Raw genomic sequence first — 20412 nt, 5'->3', positions numbered from 1 at the left:
TCCCTTAAATGAGACGCATTCCGGCCGCATCGAAATAGAGCGGCTCGCGCGGCTGGATTCTGATGACGTCGCCGCCCTTCAGGGCGGTATGGGCATCGGTGACAGTGATGATCGGGTGTTCCCCAAGGGTCAGATGAAGGCGCGTCTGATCGCCGAGATGCTCGACCCGGATCACCCGGGCTTCTCGACCTTCCCCCTGGTGAATATGCTCGGGCCGCAGGCCAATGGAATGGGCCCTGGCCGGTGCGCCGGGGAAGAGGTTTGCGGGGAGGACGTTGATGCGCGGCTGGCCAAGCCGGGTTGCGGCATAGATGCTGACCGGCGTTTCATAGATCTCGCGCGGCGATCCGAATTGTACGAGCCGGCCCTCCTTTAAGACACCGACATGGGTCGCCATGGTCATCGCCTCGATCTGGTCATGCGTCACATAGAGGAAAGTGGCGCCCGACTGTGCCTGAATATTCTTCAGTTCAACGCGGAGATCGGACCGGAGTTTCGCGTCGAGCGAGCTCAGTGGTTCATCCATGAGATAGATTTGCGGATTGCGCACCAGCGCCCGACCGATCGAGACGCGCTGCATCTCCCCCCCCGAAAGGGCCGTCGCCTTGTTGTCGAGCTTGTGGGAGATCTGCAGGACCTCGGCAATGGACTTGACCTTCTGGTCGATCATCGACTGGGGCGTGCGCAACAGCGGCGACTTCAGCGGGAATTCGAGGTTTTGCCGCACCGTCATGTGCGGATAGAGGGAATACTGCTGAAAGACCATCGCGATGTTGCGCTGTGCCGGTGTCAGGCCCGCCATGGAATGTCCGCCGATCCTGACGTCACCCTTGTCTTGGGTTTCAAGGCCGGACACCGTGCGCAGAAGCGTGGTTTTTCCGGCTCCGGTGGGCCCCAGGAGTACCACGAACGCGCCGTCGGGAACGGTCATTGTCACGTCATCGAGCGCACGGGTGGCACCGAACGACTTGCTGATGCTGGAAAGGATGACGTCAGCCACGGCTCAGCACTCCTTCATTGCCTTCGGATAGCAGGGCCTTTCCGCTCATCGCATCAAACAGGGTGAGCGAGCGGCGATCCAATTCAAGCCCAACGGAAGCCCCTGTTTTGATCACATCGCTCGATGCTGTCCGCGCCTTGATCTCTCCGTGGTTGGTCTCGATCGTGAGGATCTGTGTGGTGCCCAGATATTCGACGGCGGCGACCCGTCCCCTAAGGTCAGCTGCGTCCGACAGACGAACATGTTCCGGCCTCACCCCGAGCGTGAGCGCGCCCTTGCGGCCTTCTCTGGATTTGGGAAGCTCGATGCGAGATTCACCGATCAAAACCGCGTTGCCGCCTTCTTCAATTGCCCCATCGAATTCCAGGAAGGACATCGGCGGCGAGCCGATAAACTTTGCCACGAACTTGGACGCCGGCCAGTCGTAGATCTGTTGGGGTTTGCCGAATTGCTCGATCACGCCATGGTTCATGACGACAATCTTGTCGCCCATCTGCATGGCTTCCAGCTGATCGTGGGTGACGTAGACGGTGGTCGCCCCCATGCGATCATGCAGGGCACGCAGCTCCTCGGCCATATGCTCGCGGAACTCCGCATCGAGTGCGCCGAGGGGCTCGTCCATGAAGAAGGCTTTCGGCTGGCGTACGATCGCACGGCCAAGCGCCACGCGCTGCCGGTCGCCGCCCGAGAGACCACCGACCGGTTTGTCTAGGATCGATGAGATCTGCAGGATGCGAGCGACTTCAGCCACGCGACGATCGACTTCGGACCGTGACACGCCTTGGCTCACCAGGGGATAGGAGATGTTCTTGCGCACATTCATATGCGGATAAAGCGCAAACATCTGAAAGACGAAAGCGATGTCGCGCTCGCTGGCGCGCTTCATACCGACTTCCTCGCCGCCGATATAGATCTCACCACTGGTTGGTAGTTCAAGGCCGGCCATCATCCGCAATGTCGTCGTCTTGCCGCAGCCGGAGGGGCCAAGCAGCATGAAGAACTCGCCATCCTCGACGGTAAAGGTGGACGACTTCACGGCATTGAAGGCTCCAAAGTCCTTGCGCAGGTTTTCAACGCGAATCTGGGCCATGACTTACTCCGGGAAATGACTGACGACGATGAACATGACGGTTCCGATCAGCGTCACCGGAAAGGAGAGGGTGAAGAGGGTCAGCGACAGTGGCTGCATGAGCATGATGACGCCGAGTGCGATCAGGGCCGAGGCAAGCATTTCCCATTCGGACCGGCGAAACCGGCTGAGGCGGGTTAGGAAGTTCATCATTTGCGTACGGCTCCAAAGGTGATGCCGCGGAGTAGATGCTTGCGTAGCAAAACGGTGAAGACGACCACTGGCAGCAAGAACAGCGTGGCTGCCGCCGCAACGGCCGGCCAGTCGATCCCGCCGCCGACTGAGAGGATGGTTGGGATAAAGGGAGGTGCCGTCTGGGCATTGCCGCTCGTCAGAAGGACTGCGAAGGCATATTCATTCCAGGCAAAGATCAGGCAGAAGATCGCGGTCGAGGCGATACCTGTCGCCGCCTGCGGTAGCACGACCTTGTAAAAGGCCTGGAAGCGGGTGTAGCCATCGATCAGTGCCGCTTCCTCGTATTCGCGCGGGATTTCATCGATGAAGCCCTTGAGCAGCCAGACCGACAGCGACAGGTTGACCGCCGTATAGAGCAGGATCATGCCGAGATGGGTGTCGGATAGCCCAAGCTGTCTGAACATCAGATAGATTGGGATCGCGACCGCAATCGGCGGCATCATGCGGGTCGAAAGGATGAAAAACAGAAGGTCGTCCTTCAGCGGTACCTTGAAGCGGCTGAAGGCATAAGCGGCGAGCGTTCCGAGAAAGATCGACAGGAATGTCGAGCCGAAGCCGATGATGACAGAGTTCAGGAACCTCTGACCGAAGCGCGAAGGACCCGAGATGATCATGCCCCTGTCACGGGTGATCTTGTCATACCAGGTGGTGGGCGGCGGCAGTTTGGCAAGGTCCGATGTGGATGGGCGCGACTGGGTCGTAAAGAGGTTCACATAGCCTTCAAGCGTCGGCTGAAAGACCACTTTCGGCGGATAGCTAATCGAATCTGGGCCAGACTTGAAGCTCGTCGAAATGATCCACAGCAGCGGGATTAAAGTGATCAGTGCGTAAAGTCCAACCAAGATGCCGGCAATCCACTTGGAGACGGTCGACGGTTCGGTGACGGAATGTGCGCTCATCGTTCCTTAACCTTGTTCAGTGCCTTGACGTAGATGGAGGCGAGGCCGAATACCGTGACGAACAGGATGATTGCATAGGCGCTGGAATAGCCGGTCCGCCACTTCTCGAAGGCTTCGCGCTTGAGGTCGATCGACGCGAGCAGCGTTTCGTCCCCCGGCCCGCCACCGGTGAGAAGGACCACGAGGTCGAACATCCGGAAATTCTCGATGCCGCGGAACAGGACCGCAAGCATCAGGAACGGAAGCGCCATCGGCAGGGTGATCGTCCAGAACTGCCGCCACTTCGATGCGCGGTCGACCTCCGCTGCCTCATAGATGTAGTCGGGGATGGAACGCAGACCGGCAAGGCAGATCAGCATGACGAAGGGCGTCCACATCCAGGTGTCGACGATGACGATCGCCCAGCGTGCCCAGCCGCCGGGGCCAAGCATCGAGAAGCTGTCGGCAGGAATGCCGGTTAAGAATTCGACGGCATAGTTCACGAGGCCGATCTGCGGCTGGTAGAGAAAGGTCCAGAAATTGCCGACCACGGCGGGCGAGAGCATCATCGGGATGACGATCAATGTCGTCACCAGGTCATTGCCTTTGAACTTGCGGTTGATCAGCCATGCCAGGGAAAAGCCGATCAGCACCTGGAAGGTGATCGTCCAGATGAGGAAGTGGGCTGTTGTCTGCATGTTCGCCCAGGTGTCTGCGTCTGTCAGGATGCGCGTATAATTGCGCAATCCGACCCACTGCACTTGCGCATTTGGCTTGTTGGCGGCGAAGTTCGTAAACGACAGGCGGATCGTCCAGATCAGCGGGAAAATGTTGATGGACAACAGCAGGAAGATCGTCGGCGCGACGAAAATCCAGGCAATGGCTCTATCGCTCAGACCCCGGATTCGTTTTGCAACCGGTTCTGGTGTCGCGCGGGCGAGGCGGGCTGCAGCTTTGTCGGTCATCGTCCGGATCCGTTTAACGTTTCCAAATGGGCAGCCGGGACCTTAGGCCTTGTCGCAACGAGGCAAGGTTCTACTGGTGCCGGCAGGCTTCAAGGCTTTGAAAGATTGGTGCCGGCGGCAGCGCTGGCTTTGTGTCTCTCCCCCGGCATTGCCGAGGGAGAGGGCAGGAGGGCTAAGCCCAGTCATGGCGTCAGGCTCAGCTGGTGTCAGAGCTTGCCTTCGTCCTCGAAGGTTTCCGTCCAGTCGGCGATCAGCCCGTCAAGCGCTTCTTTTGCGGTGCCATTGCCTGCGACGACATAATCGTGGAAGCGTTTCTGCGATGCCTGAAGCAGCGACGCATAGGCCGGCTCTGCCCAGAAGTCCTTCACGATCGCCATGCTGTCGAGGAAGGTCTGCGCATAGGGCTGACTCTTGGCGAAGTTCGGGTCTTCGACCACGGCGCGAAGGCATGAGAAGCCACCCATGGACCACCATTTGTCCTGCACATCCTTCTGCGCGAACCACTTGATGTAGGCCAGCGCGCCGTCCATGTTGTCCGTATTGGCGACAACTGAAATGCCCTGGCCGCCGAGTTGGGCGAATTGTTCGCCGCCAGGGCCTGCCGGATTAACGAGATAGCCCGTCTTGCCGCCACCAACGTTCGGATCGGCCTCGAAGCCCGGCCAAGTGAAGGCGAAGTTCATCTGCATGGCAACCTGGCCCGATTTGTAGGCGTCGATACCTTCACCCATGTAGGTGTTGGATGTGCCCGGCGCGACGCAGCAGTCATAGAGCGACTTGTAGAATTCAAGGCCCTTCACCGCACCGTCCGAATTCACGAAGCCTTCCATATCATAGGGCTTTTCCGGGTTGTCGTACTTGAAGCCATAGCTGTAAAGCACGTCCATCACGCCCATCGTGATGCCCTCGGAGCCACGCTCGGTGTAGATGGAGGCGCCGTAAACAGTCTTGCCGTCGATCTCGCGGCCCTGGAAGAATTCGGCGACCTGCTTCAGTTCGTCGAAGGTTGCAGGCGGCGTCAGGTCGCGACCGAACTTTTCCTTGAACGCGCTCTGGATCTCCGGGCGTTCGAACCAATCCTTGCGATAGGTCCAGCCGACCACGTCGCCAAAGGCCGGCAGCGACCAGTAGTTCGGGGTGTTCTTCGGCCATTCGGAATAGCCCGTGACGGTTGCCGGTACGAAGGCATCCATGCTGATGCCTTCCTTGTCGAAGAAGTCGTTGAGCTTCACATACCAGCCGTTTTCGGCGGCACCACCAATCCACTGGCTGTCGCCGATCATCAGGTCGCAGAGTTTGCCGCCGGAATTGAGCTCGTTGAGCATGCGGTCGGCGAAGTTCGGCCACGGCACGAACTCGAACTTCATCTTGATGCCGGACGAGGCCTCAAAATCCTTGCTGAGTTCGACCAGCGCGTTTGCCGGATCCCAGGTTGCCCAGCAGAGCGTCAGTTCCTTTTCATTGGCATGCGCCACAAGAGCGCCAAAGCTCATTGAAGATGCAACTGTCGCGGCAGCAAGCAGGCCTTTCACGTAAAGCGATGTCATCATGTCATCCTCCCAGCGCCGTCCGGTCTCCAACGGATGGCGAAACGCCCTTGCGGGCAAAATGCCGGCTCCGGACCCTCATCCCTGGCCGGCCTCCTCCAGCGGATCCGGCCGCGTTGAACGCCCTACCCTGACCCAAGAACAAAGCTAATTGATGTGCGCACCTCAAAGCAAGCCGTTTTTGAGGTGCGCACATCATTTCTTGCGTTTTGCCGCGTTTTGAAGGAAAGCTCTGCCAGACGGAAATCAGCAGGAAGTCACTATGCGTCCAACAGCGAAGGATCTGGCTGAGGCTGCGGGCGTCAGCCTTGCGACTGTGGACCGTGTCTTGAATGAGCGGCCGAATGTGAGCCCAAAGGCCGCCCGGCTGGTCAATGACGCGATCGAGCGGATCGGCTTCGTTCGCAACCCGGCAGCTGTCAGTCTTGCCCGGAACAAGCTTTACCGTTTCCTGTTCCTGCTGCCGGGCAGCGGCGATCTGTACCTCACCGAACTCAGGCGCCACGTAGAAGAGCTCACCGCTGCGCTGAAGGGCGACCTCACTGAAATCACCTGCCGCCAGATTGCGACAGACGATGCCCATGGCGTAGCAAAGCTCCTCTCCAGTCTGGACAAGGAGAGTGTTGATGGCGTTGCGGTGATGGCGCCCGAGTCTCCGCAGGTGCGCGATGCCATGGCCAGGCTTCTCGAGCGCAATATCAAGGTTGTGCAGTTTCTTTCGGGTCAGGAGAAACTGCCTGAGGCTGATTTTGTCGGCATTGACAACTTCGCGGCCGGCGCAACCGCTGGCAAGCTGATGGGCATGCTGGCCGGACCTCAGCCTGGGAAGGTCTTGGTGATTGCCGAAACCATGCAATCGCTCGACAGTATCCAGCGCCGTCTCGGTTTCGATCAGGTCATCAATCGCGCCTTTCCGCACCTGACCTGTCTGCCCTCGATCGAGACCCATGCGGATGAGGCGCGCACCCGGCAGGTGATCGGCCGCGTCCTGGCTGGCAACCGCGACGTTTCAGGCATTTATGTGCTGAGCGCAGAGGCTCGCGTGCCGATCCTTGCTGCTGCCGGAAATGTCGAACTGAGCGGGATTGCAGTCGTGGTACACGAGCGTACGCCCTTTACCGAGCAGGCGCTTCGTGACGAGCTGATCGATGCCGTCATCGCGCAGGATCCGGGCCATGCGGTGCGCAGCGCCATTCGCATCATGCGTGCCCGCTCGGATGCTCGCGAGCCGCTGGCGGCACAGGAAAAGATCCGCATCGAAATTCTTCTCAAGGAAAATCTCTGAGCGAGTAGATCCAGAGTTGGAGCCTTGAGCGCGCCAGCGACAACGACGCATCCAACCCCCAAACCTATGAGCGGCTAATCAATGCGTTTTGTGCACTGCTGTAAGCATCCCCAAGGGCGGAATGACCATGGAGGCCTTCCAGGGCGTAGCTGTTGAGGAACTAGCGTCCAGCAAACAGCTTACGGTCGACTTCGGTCAACTCGGCCTCTTCGCAGACCGACTGCCAATCTTGCGCAATGGTTGCAAGCTGATGCTCGATGAGCTTGGCCGCTTCTGCTTCGGTCAAATGATAATCTGGCGCTGCCGCGAGGCATGCCGCAAGCGTGCTGGCGCGAATGTCGCCCTTGATCAGCATGGCCTGTGTGGCCTCGCTGCCAGTGCGACTTTGCGGGCATATGTCATATGCAGGCGTCAGCGTCAGCTGTCTGCCGTCCCAGAATGCTGCGTGATTGCGGGCGTGGTCGTCGGTATTGCCGCAAAGGACATTGAAGCAGATCCGGCCATAGAGTTCCCGTAGCGTTTGCTTCGGCTCGCTGAAGCGGTGCCGAACCAGCTCTGCCAGATCTTCGTAAGAAGCATAGCGCGCCATCGTCTCATCGAGCCCAAGCAAAGTCAGTGCCGAGACCATGGCGCGACGTGTCCAGCCCATTGCACTGTGAAGCCGGTCGAAGGGTTCGATCAGCAGGACATCCTTGTGGGCTGCGCGGGTTATCGAGACAGGAGCAGTTTTGAGGCCGCAGGCTGACGCCAACCGCATCGCGATGAATTCCGCCTTCACGACGCTATAGGTGTCGTTGCTGGCGGAAAATTTTGCGATGAATTTTTTGTCGTTGCCGTCAATGAGTGCCTTCGGTCGCGCACCGCCAATTGACGTGCCGTGGTTGAGTGCCTGGTCCAGCACAGGTGTCAGCGGCATCCCCTTTTCAACAAGCGTCGCCACTTCGACCAATTCGTCGAGTGCTGCTTGGGCCGCAAGGCGGGGAACGTACTCGGTCGCAGATGCCTGGAAATCGAGCGCTGCAATCCGGTCCGATCCGGATTGCAGCAAAAATGTCAGTTCACTCAGGTCAGGCACGCCCACGGCATCGGGCCTCTTCCCCGTCAGCCTGTTCATGATCACGCGGCGCCCCCAGGCGTCAGGTGAGCCATCACGGATTGAGCTTGGCATCTTCAGCCCGTTGGCAGGCGCGATGATTCCCCGCGCGGTCAGCCAGTTCTTGCGCCGTCAGTCCGCGTTCTGTTCGGTTGACGCGGATCAGTTTTCCTAGCGCGAGAAGAACGTCGCGTGTAACTCTGGCCTAACTCCTGATACGTGGCATCTTGTCCTGCCGTGTTCATTCTGCTGAACGTATAACGCTGTTATGTTCATAATTATGAACATCGTGGCGCGCAGCGGTTTGCTGTCAATTCGTGTTCATTCCGCCGAAGCAATGCCGCTTCAAAGGTCATAAATATGAACTGAAAGTGAGGTCCCTCTTTGGGAAGCCGGCCACGGGCACGTCATGTATCAAGATGTCCATTCGATCGCCCTGCCGCACGAACATGCGGGATCAGGCTGCGGTGTCTGATTGTGATCGCTAATCGCTTTCGGCAGACGGGAGCCCGCACCAGACGCCGCTTGCTGGCACAATGGCCGACCGACGATTTGATAGAACCGCGTAGCGCTCCTGCAGGCGTAGGCTTATGCGGTTGCCGATGACACTTCGCGCAAGGTCACGCTGATTGGCATCAATCCCTGCCCATGCGCGCGCCTCAGCATCGGAGACGCTCTGCAAAACGGCCTCGATATGTCGTGTTATGCGGCTCAGGATCACTGCGGCGCCGTCTTTCTCAAAATGGAGCGAGGATGTCACGTGGTGAGCGACAGCCTCAGCCATGGACGGGATCAGGTGCAGATCGCGACGGCGGCTTGGTCCGCGGCCGGCATAGCTTCTGATTGTTGTGCGCCTGAGGCAGCCAAGGGCAATAGCGACATGGAGTTCCAGGATCTTTGCGGAATCGTGTTGCATGAGAGGACGAGCCTTTGCTGCCGGTGAGAGCGGAAAATGTTCCTATTATGTTCTCACTTGGCGGCTGGTCAACAACTTGTTGCGCGATATTGGTTTGGCATGCATCTGGACTGGGCCGAATGAAAAAGCTTGGGCTGTTCGCTTCCACTATGGTCGAATGGCGCCCAGCCGCGACGACCGCTTTGCGCCCTTGCGGTCATCTGCAGTCGTCAGCACACGGCTATGGCCAACGATCGTCTTCCGGACTACAAGGGAGCATTAGCAACATTCTGCCGAAAAATGGATAATAATCACGTTTCCCTGGATCGCATGCGCACCTTCGTGCGTGTTGCACAACGTGGCAGTCTGTCGGCGACCGCACGAGAGCTGGGGATCGGTCAATCGACAGTAACTCGTCACATTAATGAGCTTGAGCAGGCAGTGGGGGTCCCGTTGCTTGGGCGCACGACTCGTCGCGTTACTCTGACGGAGGAAGGCAATCGATACTATGCGAACTGCCTGCAGATCCTGCGCCTCGTAGAACAGGCGTCGGAAGAGGTCAGAGACGCTCGGCGGGTTCCTCTGGGCGCGGTGCGCCTTTCCTGCACCGCGGCGCTCGGCGTGCTGCACGTTACGCGCATCATCTTCGCTTTTCAGGACAAATATCCTTATATCCGGATAGACCTCAATCTTACAGACGAGCGCATTGATCTCGCACGCGAGGGCGTGGACATAGCTTTGCGCCTAGGACCCATCATCGACGGAGGAATGAAACTTGTCACAGTTGGGGCCAGTATCCGGAAACTCGTGGGGTCGCCCGACTACTTCTCCAACCATGGAAGACCCACGCGTCCGTCAGAATTGACGCACCACAACGGCGTCGTCATGTCCAACGTTGCCGGAAGCGATCAACTCTTTATCTGTGGTCCCGATGGGACACGTTTTATCGCACCCATGAACGGAACCTTACGCGTGGACCACGGCCTAGCCGCCCGAGCCGCTGTTGCCGCCGGCCGCGGCATAGCGCCGGCACATCTATGGCTAGTTCAGGATTTGCTCGACGCAGGCAAACTTGAAACTGTCCTTGACGATTACGACCTGGAGGCGGTTCCTGCCAGCCTGCTCGTTGTTCCGGAACGGGCCGGGATCACCCGCGTTCGATTGCTGGCCGATTTCCTTGTTGAAGAAATCAGGAAATTGCCCGGGATCACCTCGCACCAATCGTCGACCGGTTCGAGTTAAACCCCGAAGGACTGTTGGGTTCCCCGCCATCCTGTTGTTCTTAGGAATTGCTCCCAATTCAACGTTGACGGGTTCAGCCTGCGGCTCCATTCTAGGTCACTGGCCTCGCTGAAATAACCGTATTCGACGGCATATTGAACCATGCCAAGAAGCTCCTTCACTAACAGGTCGTTGCTGGCGAAAGCCGGAAAATTCTCGAGCAGCCCATCCCGAGTGAAGGCATTGCGATATTCGGCCCTGATACCTGTCACCCGCTGAAAGGTCTCCACCATCTCACGCGGAGAAATGATGTCGCCAACAATTGGAAGCGTCCTGCCAGCATAAATCGCCGGATTGGAGAAGATCTCCAGTACGACAGGGCCCGTAGCCGTCAACGGATCTACGAACGGAGCGCGGAAATTCTCGGGAAGATAGATCGGCAGGAGCAGCCTGTCTCCATCATAGCGGGGAACATAGTACTCTAACAAGTTCGTGTAGAAGAAAGCGAGCATGACGAAAGAGTGCGAAACGGGCAGGCCACGAATGTAGTCGGCGACCTTGGCCTTGTCGGTGAAATGCGGTGCATACTTGGACCCATTTGAAATCGCGTCAACATTCTCCAGTGTGCTGAAGACGATGTGCTGGACGCCGGCCGCCACTGCCGCATCAGCCAGCTGCCGGCCAAGGGGTGCCTCGCTCGTATCGGGTGGAGCGACAGGAGGGGTCATCAGGAAAACGCCCAATGCGCCTTCGAAAGCGCGCACGAGGTCATTCGTGCGGCCAAGCTCCAGTGGAACATTGGCGATCTCTGCGCCCATATCCGCAAGTCTTCTTGCCGCCGGAGAATCGCTGCTACGGGTCAGTGCACGAACGCGGAAGCGTTGACTACCAAGAAGCGTCTCCGCGACGCTCCGGCCCTGCTTGCTTGTAGCGCCCACGATTGCGACCAATGGTTTCGAGTCTTGTGTCATGACTGCCTCCAATCTTGATCCGAGCGCCGTCGCTGCGGTCGGTATAAGAGGAGATAGCTGATCGGGTTCAACAGCACTATGCGCTGTTGCCGGATTACATTATGCCGATTTCCGGATAAATCTTTGAGCGTCTGGGTCACTCGACTTCGAAGGAATGAGTGAGGGCTTCGGGTCGACAGGCGTCATTATGGCGTCATAGCTCAGAAGCGGTCATTGACCGGTATGTCGGGGTTTCGACATCGTATAGTCGCATTCAAAAGCAAACGAGGGAACCATGCAACGCAGGGCGCTATTTCCGGCTGGGGCGCGGGCAACCGCTGACCAAATGAGGCTTTCGCCGGGTATCATCTCCGGTGACCAAGTTTTTCTAACAGGCATGACAGGTAGCGAGCCGGGCGGCGAGATGCCGAGAAATCTGGAAGACTAGCTTCGTCAGGCGTTTGAAAAGATTGCTGCGGTCCTCATTGGATAACCCGTCAACAATCGTGGGGCAAAAGCACCTTTTGGTAAGTCATGTGTCGGTCGACTTGGATGTCGCAACAGCCTCTAATGCCTCTGCGAACTGGCTTGTACCCATCAGAGATCTGCAACGGGCGAAGCGGTTGTCGGCATAGCTGCGGAAGTCGTCTGCAGGATTGTCGTTTGCGAGCTGTATCAGACCCCAGAGCGTCCATAGAAGGTCACACATTGCCTTGTAGATGATGATGCGCCCACGCTCGGTGGCAGATGGCTCACCGCCGAAATAGGCAAGGATCATTTCTTCCTCCTGCTTGCTGTCAAATTCACCCTCCACACTGAGGTCGCCGAGATCCCACATCGGATCGTTCATGCCGGAATACTCCCAGTCGACAATCCACATCATGTGGCCAGTGTCGATGAAGTTCTCGCATAACGGATCGCAGTGGCAGGCGACATTCGGCAGAGGATGGGCAGACAAGGCAGCTCGGACGGTTTCTGCAGCTTTGAGCACGTCGCCATACCCGTTCGGAAGAGCAACGGACTTTGTGGCGAGGAGGCCAAGGTAGCTGTCGATCATCGAGAAGAGTTCGAATCGCGCGGGAAAGACCGCGCCGCTGTCGTGGAGTTTTCGAAATGCCTGGGCGGCACGCGCAGGGGCGCCCTCAATGCTGCGGAACAGGGCAGGGGTCATGGTAACGCCACCGCGTACGAAGCGGGAGACGAAGATGCCGCTCGAGGCGTCCGCATAAAGCACATCAGGGCCGACGCCAGCATGGGCGGCTGCCTCTGTCGCAATCATTTCGTTGATCCGGTCAATGTACTCCTCTGTGCCCTTGCCCGGGATGCGCAGGCAGTGATCGCCAACGCGGAAAACGAGATTGGTCAGTCCGCCCAGGCGTTCGACCGGGCCGCCGTGACCGGCCAGCAAGGGGATCCTCTTCACTGTTTCGCGGGCAAGCGCGATCTCGGCCTCTTCGCTCATGCCTTCAGCCTCTCCATTTTCGCATCATAGAGGGTGCGGGCGCCCCGGCGGGCTTCATAGGTCCTGCCGAAGGCCTCGATCTGGAACTGCTCGCCAGCTGCGATCTCGCTGGGCAGGTAACCGAAGGCGATGGTCTTGCCGAGCGTATATCCGTAACCGGTACTGGCAGTGGAGCCCACCACCTTGCCATCGAGCATAACCGCCTCACCGCCGTGAAAAGGCGCGTAACCCTCGACGGTATAGGAGACGAGCTTGCGCTTCACCCCGGCGGCTTTGATCGTCGCCAGAGCCTCCCGGCCGATGAAGTCGCCCTTGTCGAGCGCGACGCAGAAGCCGAGACCAGCCTCAAACGGATTGTAGTCGGGGCTGATATCGCCGGACCAGTAGAGATAGCCCTTTTCCATGCGGGCCGCATCGATGGCCCGGTAACCGACATCGGTGATGCAGAAGGCTTCTCCGGCCGTCTTCAGTGTGTCGTAGACATGGGACGCATATTCCTGGTCGATATAGAGTTCATAGCCGAGTTCGCCGACATAACCGATGCGGACCGCAAGCGCCGAGGCTGAGCCGATGTCGATGCGTCTGGCGGCGAGGAATGGCAGCGCCTCATTGGAGAGGTCGTCGTCTGAGGTGCTTTGCAGGACGTCACGCGCCCGCGGTCCGCAGATGTTGAGGGTGGCGAAGCGATTTGTGACGTCGCGCAGGCAGACACCTGCTGGTAGGTGGCGGGAGACCCAGTTCCCGTCTCGGACCCCGAAGCCGGACCCGGTGATCAGGTAGAGCAGATCGTCGGCGAGATGAAGGATCGTCACGTCAGCCTCGATGCCGCCGCGCTCGTTGCAGAGCTGGGTGTACACGGCCTTGCCCGGCGGACCGGACAGCTCATTGGCCGCGATCTGCTGCATGGCGGCCCAAGCACCTTGCCCGCTGATCTCGAACTTGGAGAAGGAGGACTGATCGATCAGCGCCACGCCTTCGCGGATCGCCTTCACCTCGTCTGCAACGGCGTCGAACCAGTTCGGCTTGCCCTCGAAGGAGGGGATGTCCCGATCATCGGGGCCCCCTTTGGAAAACCAGTTTGGGCGTTCCCAACCGAACTTGGAGCCGAAGACGGCGCCGTTCTTCGCAAGGGTCTCATGCAGGGGCGATCGGCGCAGACCCCGGACGGCCTGGGCTTCCTCGCCCGGCCAATGGACCTTGTAATAGGCGCCATAAGCCTCGATGGCGCGTTGTTCAAGATAACGCCCCTGCGCATGCACCGCCCCGAAACGCCTGACGTCGAAAGGCCACAGGTCCATGCCGGCATCGCCGTGCAGGATGAGGTTTGAAAGCGCAAGGCCAGCACCGCCAGAGGCGGCGATACCGGCCGTGAAGCCGCAGGCGACATAGAAATTATCGAGCTCGGGAGCCAGCCCCATGATCGGCTCGCCGTCGAAGGAGACGGGGATCGGACCATTGATGACCGTTTGGATGCCGATCTCGTTGAGCGTGGGAATGCGGGTGGCGGTGGACAGGGCAAAGAGTTCCAGTCGCTCCCAGCTCGGCTCGAAGAGTTCGCGGCCGAAGTCGAGTGGGGGCTTGCCGCGCCAGCAACCTTTCGTGCCGTCTTCCCAGCCGCCGATGGCAAAGGAGCCGGTGTCCGGCTTCAGATAGAAATTGTTGTCGGGATCGCGCAAGGTCGTCAGATCCGGCGGCAGGGTGAGTTTCTTCTCCGTGAGGAAATACTGGTGTTCCACGACGCCCGCGGCCAGCGGGACGCCGGCCATCTCGCCGATGCGTTTCGCCCATAGCCCGGCGCAATTGACGAGAATATCGCAGGAAATCGTCCCGCCATTCGTCACCACGCCGACGGCCCGGCGGTTCTCGATGACGATCTCCTTGACCGTCACCCCTTCCTCGATCTTGGCGCCGTTCATTCGAGCGCCCTTGGCATAGGCCATGGTCAGGGAATAGGGATCGATATAGCCGTCGCCGGGAATGAAGGCGGCACCCTCGATACCCTCCTTGACGATGTAAGGAAAACGCTTCGCTGCTTCATCCGCGGAGAGGGAGTAGCATTCGACGCCGAAGCTCTTTGCCTGGGTCATCGAACGGCGAATTTCGCTCCAGCGCTCAGGACTTCCGGCAAGCCTGAGCGAGCCCACTTTCTTCCAGGCAATGTGCTGGCCCGTTTCCTCTTCCAGGCGGTCGAAGACCGCGACGGAATTCTGCATCAGCCGGGTGAGGTTTCGCTTGCCGCGAAGCTGGCCCACCAGACCTGCCGCATGCCAGGTACAGCCATGGGTGAGCATGGCCTTTTCGACAAGAAGGACATCACTGGCACCGTCGCGGGCGAGGTGGTAGGCGACTGACGTGCCGATCGCCCCGCCGCCGATGATGAGAATGTGGACGTGACGATCCGCACGAAATGACATGGGCATAGCTCAGGCCTTGATCTTGTCCATGGCCGGGTCGAACATCGGCCCGAAGTGAAGGATGGCAGGCGTCTTTTCCGCCGCGACCACGAGTTCGTAACTTCCGCTCTTCAGATAATCGTCGCTGACGCCCTCAGTGTTGCGGACATAGCCGTAGCCGATGTTCTTACCGAGCGTGTAGCCATAGCCACCGCTGGTCAGGTAGCCGACCGGCTCGCCGTTTCTGAGGATCGTCTCGCGTCCGGCGAGTACGATCGACGGGTCGTCGACGGTGAAACCCATCAACCGCTTCTTGAGCGGCTGGCCGGCCAGGCTTTCCAGCGCTCTGCGACCGAGAAAATCGGTGTTCTTCCGCAGTTTCACCGCCCAGCCAAGACCCGCCTCGAAGGGCGTGTCATTTGGTGTGATGTCGGAACTCCAGGCACGGTAGCCTTTTTCAAGGCGCAGGGATTCCAAAGCGCGGTAGCCGATTGGGCGGATGTGATGGTCTTTTCCCGCTGCCATCAGGCCGTCATAGACATCGCCGAGAGCCGTGATCGGGATATGAAGCTCCCAGCCGAGTTCGCCGACATAGGTAACCCGGAGCGCCCGAACAGCGGCGCCGGCGATCTCGATTTCGCGGACATGGCCGAAGGGGAAAGCCTCATTCGAGACATCTGCGGTCGTGACGCCGCCGAGCACGTCGCGGGCCGATGGTCCCATAAGCGAAAGCGTGCCCCAGTCTTCGGTAATGTCTGAGAGCCTGCAGTCCAGACCGGCGGGAATATGGTCTGATATCCAGCCAAAATCGTGGGTGCGAAAGCCTGTGCCGGTAACGATGTAGAATTTTTCGTCGGCGACGCGCGCGACGGTCAGGTCCGCCTCGATCCCGCCTCGTGTGTTGAGGAGCTGGGTATAGGTCAGACGGCCGACGGGCTTATTCACGTCGTTGGCGCAAATCCAGTCGAGTGCCTTGAGGGCATCGGGACCTGAAAGCTCGTATTTCGCAAAGGACGACTGGTCAAAGACCCCGACTGCCTCCCGCACATGGCGGTGTTCCTCGCCGACTGATTCGAACCAGTTCTGCCGGCCCATCGAATAGATGTCTTTGCGCTCCGTTCCGGAGGGCGCGAACCAGTTGGGGCGCTCCCAGCCGAGCTTGGAGCCGAAGACGGCGCCCGATGCCTGCAAGCGGTCAAAGAGCGGCGAGACGAGGCGAGGACGGCCGCTGTCGTATTCCTCGTGCGGGAAGGCGACGGTGTAATGCTTGCCATAGGCTTCGAGCGTCCGGTCGCAGACCCATTGGCGGTCGCGATGCATTGCGGCGAAACGCCTGATATCGACGACCCAGAGATCGAGGGGGGCCTCACCATCGACCACCCATTGCGCCAGCACCCAGCCAGCGCCTCCACCGGACGCGATGCCGAAGGCGTTGAAGCCGGCGCCGACAAACATGTTCTTGCATTCGGGGGCTGCGCCGAGGATGAAGTTGCCGTCGGGCGTGAAGCTCTCCGGGCCATTGATCATCTGTTTCACGCCAACCGTCTCGAGAGCCGGAACGCGCTCGACGGCCTGAATCATGTGCTGTTCGAAATGGTCGAAATCATCGTCGAACAGGCGGAAGGCCCAGTCGTTTGGCAAGTCGCCGGTGAGCCAGGGTTGCGGGTTGGGCTCATAGCCGCCCATCACCAGGCCACCAACCTCTTCCTTGTAGTAGGTCCGTCTGTCAGGGTCGCGAATTGTCGGGGCGTCGGTCGATAGTCCCTCGATCTTCTCGGTGATGATATACTGGTGCTTGACGGCCTGGAGAGGCACGTTGATGCCGGCCATTTCGCCGACCTGGCGCGCCCATTGGCCGGCACAGTTGACGACCTTTTCGCAAGCGACGTCGCCCAGCGTGGTTTTCACAGCCGTGATCCGGCCGTTCTTCATCTCAAAGCCAGTAACCCGAACATTTTCGACGATCTTGGCGCCATGCATGCGGGCGCCTTTTGCCAGCGACTGGGTGATGTCTGAGGGGCTTGCCTGCCCGTCCGTCGGCAGCCAGCTCGCACCGACGAGGTCATCGACATTCATCAGTGGCCACATCTGCTTCACCTCTTCGGGGGAGACAAGATGCATCTCCATGCCGAAACTGCCGGCGGTGGTGGAGAGGCGCTTGAATTCGGTCCAGCGGTCCTGGTTCGTGGCAAGCCGCAGGCAGCCCGTCATCTTCCAGCCTGTTGCGAGCCCGGTTTCTGCTTCCAGCCCCTTGTAGAGCTCGACCGAGTATTTCAGCACGCGGGTGATCGAGGCCGATGAACGCAGCTGGCCGACGAGACCGGCCGCATGCCAGGTCGAACCCGAGGTGAGGGCGCCCTGTTCTAGGAGCAGAACGTCTGCCTTGTGATCCTTGGCGAGATGATAGGCGGTGGAGCAGCCGATGATGCCACCGCCAATGACGACGATCTGGGCGTGGGAGGGCAGGGTCATGACGCATGGTTCCCGTAGACTGAGTTGTAGTGGTCCAGCGCTTCTTGGAGGCGCGTGAGGTTTTCGGCCGTGTAGCCGACATAGTCGGCCCCCGGCGCATCGAGGTAGAGTTCGGATGTCATGCTCCACATCGCCTCGCGCAAAAGGGAGGCGCATTGCATCGCGGCGAGCGAGCGGCGGATCTCGAGCGAGGGCACACCCCCGAAATAGGCGGTGAGAAACTGTTCCGACTGCTCGGGTGTCAGGCCGGCATTGGAGGTCGCACCTGCGAGATCGAACATGGGCGTCGAGAAGCCGGCATATTCGAAATCGATGAGCCAGAGCCTTTCGCCATCGTCGAGAATGTTGGAGGGCAGGAGGTCGTTATGGGCAAAGACGATGGGAAGCGGCACCTGGACGGCTTCCAGTTCCTGCGCCAGCACGAGAAACTGGTCCAGCTCCGGGATCATCCGGCTGTTGCCGGCTTTGAGCGTGCGGGCATAGTCGCGCACCACATGGAAGGGCCAGAACATGAAACCCGCGCCGGTGACGTAGCGCGGCATCTCCTGGTGAAATCGTTGGAGAAGGAGTGCCACGCGCTCGCGTTCGGCTCCGACGTCATTTGCAGAAAACGTCTTCGCGTCGAGGAAGGCAGACACCATGACGCCCGGTTCTGCATATTCCACCTTCGGGGCGAAGCCAGCCTCGTGGGCCGCCCGGGCCGTCATCAGTTCGCGGGCCCTGGAAACGTGATGGAAGGGATAGTCTGTTCCGAAGCGCACGACGTGGCGGCCAGAGGCATCGGCCACCAGGAAGCTTTCATTGCTGAGGCCACCCTTGAGCACGCAGATCTCCAGCGCTCCATTCCAGCAGGGCAAGGACGCGATGCGATCTTCGAGTCCTGGGGTCGGGGCAAGGTCGGTCATGCCATACGCTCCCTCAGACGAGCCGCGCCGGCAGAGATCAACCGATCGGCGATGATGGCGATGAAGGCAACGGCGAGCCCGGCGACAATGCCGCGGCCGGTATCGGCCTTGGTCAAGGCGATATAGACCTCCTGGCCGAGATCGCGGGTGCCGACCAGAGCCGTGATCACGAGCATCGACAGGGCGAACATGATCGTCTGGTTCAGACCGAGCATGAGTTCGGGAAGTGCGAGCTTCAGCTTGATCTTGGTGAGGATCTGAAACGGCGTGCAACCCATGGCGCGTCCGGCTTCGACGACCTTCGGGTCGACGCGCTGGAGCCCGAGTGCCGTGTAGCGGATCGCTGGCGCCACGGCATAGGCAACGATGGCGATCAGAGCTGTGAAGTCGCCGACCCTGAAAAGCATGACGGCCGGCATCAGATAGACAAAGGAAGGCAGCGTCTGCAGCGTGTCGATCACCACCTGCAGCCAGCGCCAGAGCCGCTCACGCTCTGCGGCGAGAATCCCGATCGGAATGCCGATCAGGCAGGCGATGATCACCGCGATGCCACAGAGATAGACCGTCACCATCGCCTTTTCCCATTGGCCGGTGGCGGCGATCAGGAAGGAGAGGGTGGCGGCCAGGACAGCGAGCCGCAGCCCGCCGAGGCGAAAGCCGGCAATCGCCAGCACGGCGACGACACCCAGCCAGGGCAATTCGGCCAGGAAGCGCTTGATCGGTACCAGAAGGTGGATGAGGAGGGTGGTGCGGATCGCCTCGAGCACGTCGAAGAAGTTGATGTTGATCCATTTCACCACCTCGTTCCAGAAACTGCCGGTCGATAGGGTGAGGCTGTCGGGCAGGGTTGCGAGAGCAGGCGAGATCAGACTTGCGACGAGGCTGAAGACGATCACGGCAAGGCCTGCTGTGAGATACGGGTGGCGCTGCATCAGCCTGTCGTCGCTGGTCGCCATGATAGACGGATCGCCGGCCTTTCGCGCGAAGGCCTGGCTCAAGCGATCGAGGGCGACGGCGAGTGCCACGATCGCGAAACCCGCTTCGAAGCCGGCACCGATGTCGAGGCGGCGGAGGGCCGCCAGCACGTCGAAGCCGAGGCCGCCGGCGCCGATCATCGAGGCGATGATCACCATGTTGAGAGAGAGCATGATGACCTGATTGACGCCGACCATCAGCGCGTCGGCGGCCGAGGGGACCATGACCTTCCAGGTCATCTGTCGGCGCGAGCAGCCGACCATTTGGCCGAGATCAAGGATCTCTGACGGCACGGCCCTCAGGCCCAGAAGGGTGATGCGCACCATGGGCGGCATGGCGTAGATAATGGTCCCGACGATGGCTGCCGTCGGCCCGAAACCGAAGAGGAAAAGGATCGGTACGAGATAGGCGAAGATCGGGATGGTTTGCATCAGGTCGAGAAGCGGCGAGATCGCCCGTTCCACCCACGCGAAGCGGTAGCCGGCGAGCCCGAGTAGAAGGCCGAGAACGACACCGATCGGAACAGCGACCAGGATGGAGGAAAGCGTCACCATGGCGCTCGACCATTGTTCGAAGGCGGCAAGGAATCCGAAGCACGTGACGACCAGGGCCGCCAACTTGGCGCCGCCTGCATAGTATCCCATCAGACCGACGAGCACGATGACACCCAGATAGGAGATCGGCGGCACGATCTGGACTGCGGCGGATCCCTGGCCCGAGAGGAAGCCGGTGGAGAGCAGGCTGAGCGTAAACCTGTAGGGAATGTCGATGAGGTCTGCGGTGAAGCGCGTGAGATCGGTGAAGGAGAAGAGGCCGAAGCTCGCTTCGTTGACCAGCCATTTCATCCAGCCGCTGATGTGCCGAGCCGCGGGGATTTGCCAGGCGCGGGGATAGTCGAAGGCCCATTTTCCGATCGACGGGCCGAGCCACCAGGCCATGAGCACAGCAAAGGCGGCAAGCGCCAGGGCGATGTCCACGAAGCGTTTGCCAGACGCTGCGCTTCCGGTCTCAAGGGCTTGCAATGGCGGGGTGGATAGCGCGCTCATC

Annotated in this window: 14 protein-coding genes and 2 pseudogenes; 2 read left to right on the top strand and 14 right to left on the bottom strand. The window is 59.9% G+C overall.

The window, feature by feature from the left end:
- Nucleotides 1-4: 4 nt before the first annotated feature.
- The 6 genes from D4A92_RS23075 to D4A92_RS23050 form a co-directional block, all read right to left on the bottom strand.
- Nucleotides 5-1000 carry an ABC transporter ATP-binding protein gene (locus D4A92_RS23075; RefSeq protein WP_203020211.1) on the bottom strand — a complete coding sequence of 332 codons (996 nt, stop codon included), beginning with the start codon at nucleotides 998-1000 and terminating at the stop codon, nucleotides 5-7.
- Nucleotides 993-2090: an ABC transporter ATP-binding protein gene (locus D4A92_RS23070; RefSeq protein WP_203020209.1), complete on the bottom strand. Its 1098-nt coding sequence runs from the start codon at nucleotides 2088-2090 to the stop codon at nucleotides 993-995. Before D4A92_RS23070 ends, D4A92_RS23075 begins: the two co-directional genes overlap by 8 nt.
- 3 nt (nucleotides 2091-2093) lie before the next feature.
- Entirely contained in the window at nucleotides 2094-2282 is a 189-nt protein-coding gene (locus tag D4A92_RS23065; protein WP_203020207.1) for a hypothetical protein, read from the bottom strand.
- A complete protein-coding gene (locus D4A92_RS23060; RefSeq protein ID WP_203020205.1) occupies nucleotides 2279-3223 on the bottom strand; it encodes a carbohydrate ABC transporter permease in 945 nt (314 codons plus the stop codon). The genes D4A92_RS23065 and D4A92_RS23060 overlap by 4 nt, the downstream gene beginning before the upstream one ends.
- On the bottom strand, nucleotides 3220-4167 hold the full coding sequence (locus D4A92_RS23055) for a carbohydrate ABC transporter permease (RefSeq protein WP_006725455.1): 948 nt from the start codon (nucleotides 4165-4167) through the stop codon (nucleotides 3220-3222). The genes D4A92_RS23060 and D4A92_RS23055 overlap by 4 nt, the downstream gene beginning before the upstream one ends.
- 206 nt (nucleotides 4168-4373) lie before the next feature.
- Nucleotides 4374-5717 (bottom strand): ABC transporter substrate-binding protein, encoded by a 1344-nt coding sequence (locus D4A92_RS23050; RefSeq protein ID WP_203020203.1) that lies wholly within the window; start codon nucleotides 5715-5717, stop codon nucleotides 4374-4376.
- A 259-nt stretch (nucleotides 5718-5976) separates the two neighbouring features.
- Between D4A92_RS23050 and D4A92_RS23045 the strand changes: the two genes are divergently transcribed.
- Entirely contained in the window at nucleotides 5977-6999 is a 1023-nt protein-coding gene (locus D4A92_RS23045; protein ID WP_203020201.1) for a LacI family DNA-binding transcriptional regulator, read from the top strand.
- A 64-nt stretch (nucleotides 7000-7063) separates the two neighbouring features.
- On the opposite strand, the pseudogene D4A92_RS23040 reads toward D4A92_RS23045, so the two are convergent.
- Together D4A92_RS23040 and D4A92_RS25145 are read right to left on the bottom strand one after the other, a co-directional pair.
- A pseudogene (locus tag D4A92_RS23040) lies at nucleotides 7064-8197 on the bottom strand (type II toxin-antitoxin system HipA family toxin); the annotation flags it as partial.
- A pseudogene (locus D4A92_RS25145) lies at nucleotides 8187-8368 on the bottom strand (transcriptional regulator); the annotation flags it as partial. The pseudogenes D4A92_RS25145 and D4A92_RS23040, both read right to left, overlap by 11 nt.
- A gap of 919 nt (nucleotides 8369-9287) precedes the next feature.
- Here D4A92_RS25145 and D4A92_RS23035 point away from each other — a divergent pair.
- A complete protein-coding gene (locus D4A92_RS23035; RefSeq protein WP_203020920.1) occupies nucleotides 9288-10229 on the top strand; it encodes a LysR family transcriptional regulator in 942 nt (313 codons plus the stop codon).
- Here the strand turns inward: D4A92_RS23035 and D4A92_RS23030 are convergent.
- From D4A92_RS23030 to D4A92_RS23005, 6 genes are all read right to left on the bottom strand, one after another.
- A complete protein-coding gene (locus D4A92_RS23030; protein ID WP_203020198.1) occupies nucleotides 10226-11179 on the bottom strand; it encodes an NmrA/HSCARG family protein in 954 nt (317 codons plus the stop codon). The two genes, D4A92_RS23035 and D4A92_RS23030, sit on opposite strands and share 4 nt — an antisense overlap.
- A 511-nt stretch (nucleotides 11180-11690) precedes the next feature.
- Entirely contained in the window at nucleotides 11691-12620 is a 930-nt protein-coding gene (locus tag D4A92_RS23025) for a phosphotransferase family protein (protein ID WP_203020196.1), read from the bottom strand.
- Nucleotides 12617-15034: a GcvT family protein gene (locus tag D4A92_RS23020; RefSeq protein ID WP_203020194.1), complete on the bottom strand. Its 2418-nt coding sequence runs from the start codon at nucleotides 15032-15034 to the stop codon at nucleotides 12617-12619. The genes D4A92_RS23025 and D4A92_RS23020 overlap by 4 nt, the downstream gene beginning before the upstream one ends.
- A 9-nt stretch (nucleotides 15035-15043) precedes the next feature.
- Complete coding sequence (locus D4A92_RS23015; RefSeq protein WP_203020192.1) at nucleotides 15044-17485, bottom strand: GcvT family protein; 2442 nt, start codon at nucleotides 17483-17485, stop codon at nucleotides 15044-15046.
- Nucleotides 17482-18390, bottom strand: a complete 909-nt coding sequence (locus D4A92_RS23010) for a choline/ethanolamine kinase family protein (RefSeq protein ID WP_203020191.1) — start codon at nucleotides 18388-18390, stop codon at nucleotides 17482-17484. Before D4A92_RS23010 ends, D4A92_RS23015 begins: the two co-directional genes overlap by 4 nt.
- Entirely contained in the window at nucleotides 18387-20411 is a 2025-nt protein-coding gene (locus D4A92_RS23005) for an ABC transporter permease (RefSeq protein WP_246754133.1), read from the bottom strand. Before D4A92_RS23005 ends, D4A92_RS23010 begins: the two co-directional genes overlap by 4 nt.
- Between the last annotated feature and the right edge of the window lies 1 nt (nucleotide 20412).

This window comes from Rhizobium rosettiformans (assembly GCF_016806065.1).
GTDB lineage: Bacteria > Pseudomonadota > Alphaproteobacteria > Rhizobiales > Rhizobiaceae > Allorhizobium.
The sequence above is the reverse complement of the archived record's forward strand: the minus strand, read 5'-3'. Positions and strand labels throughout refer to the sequence as shown.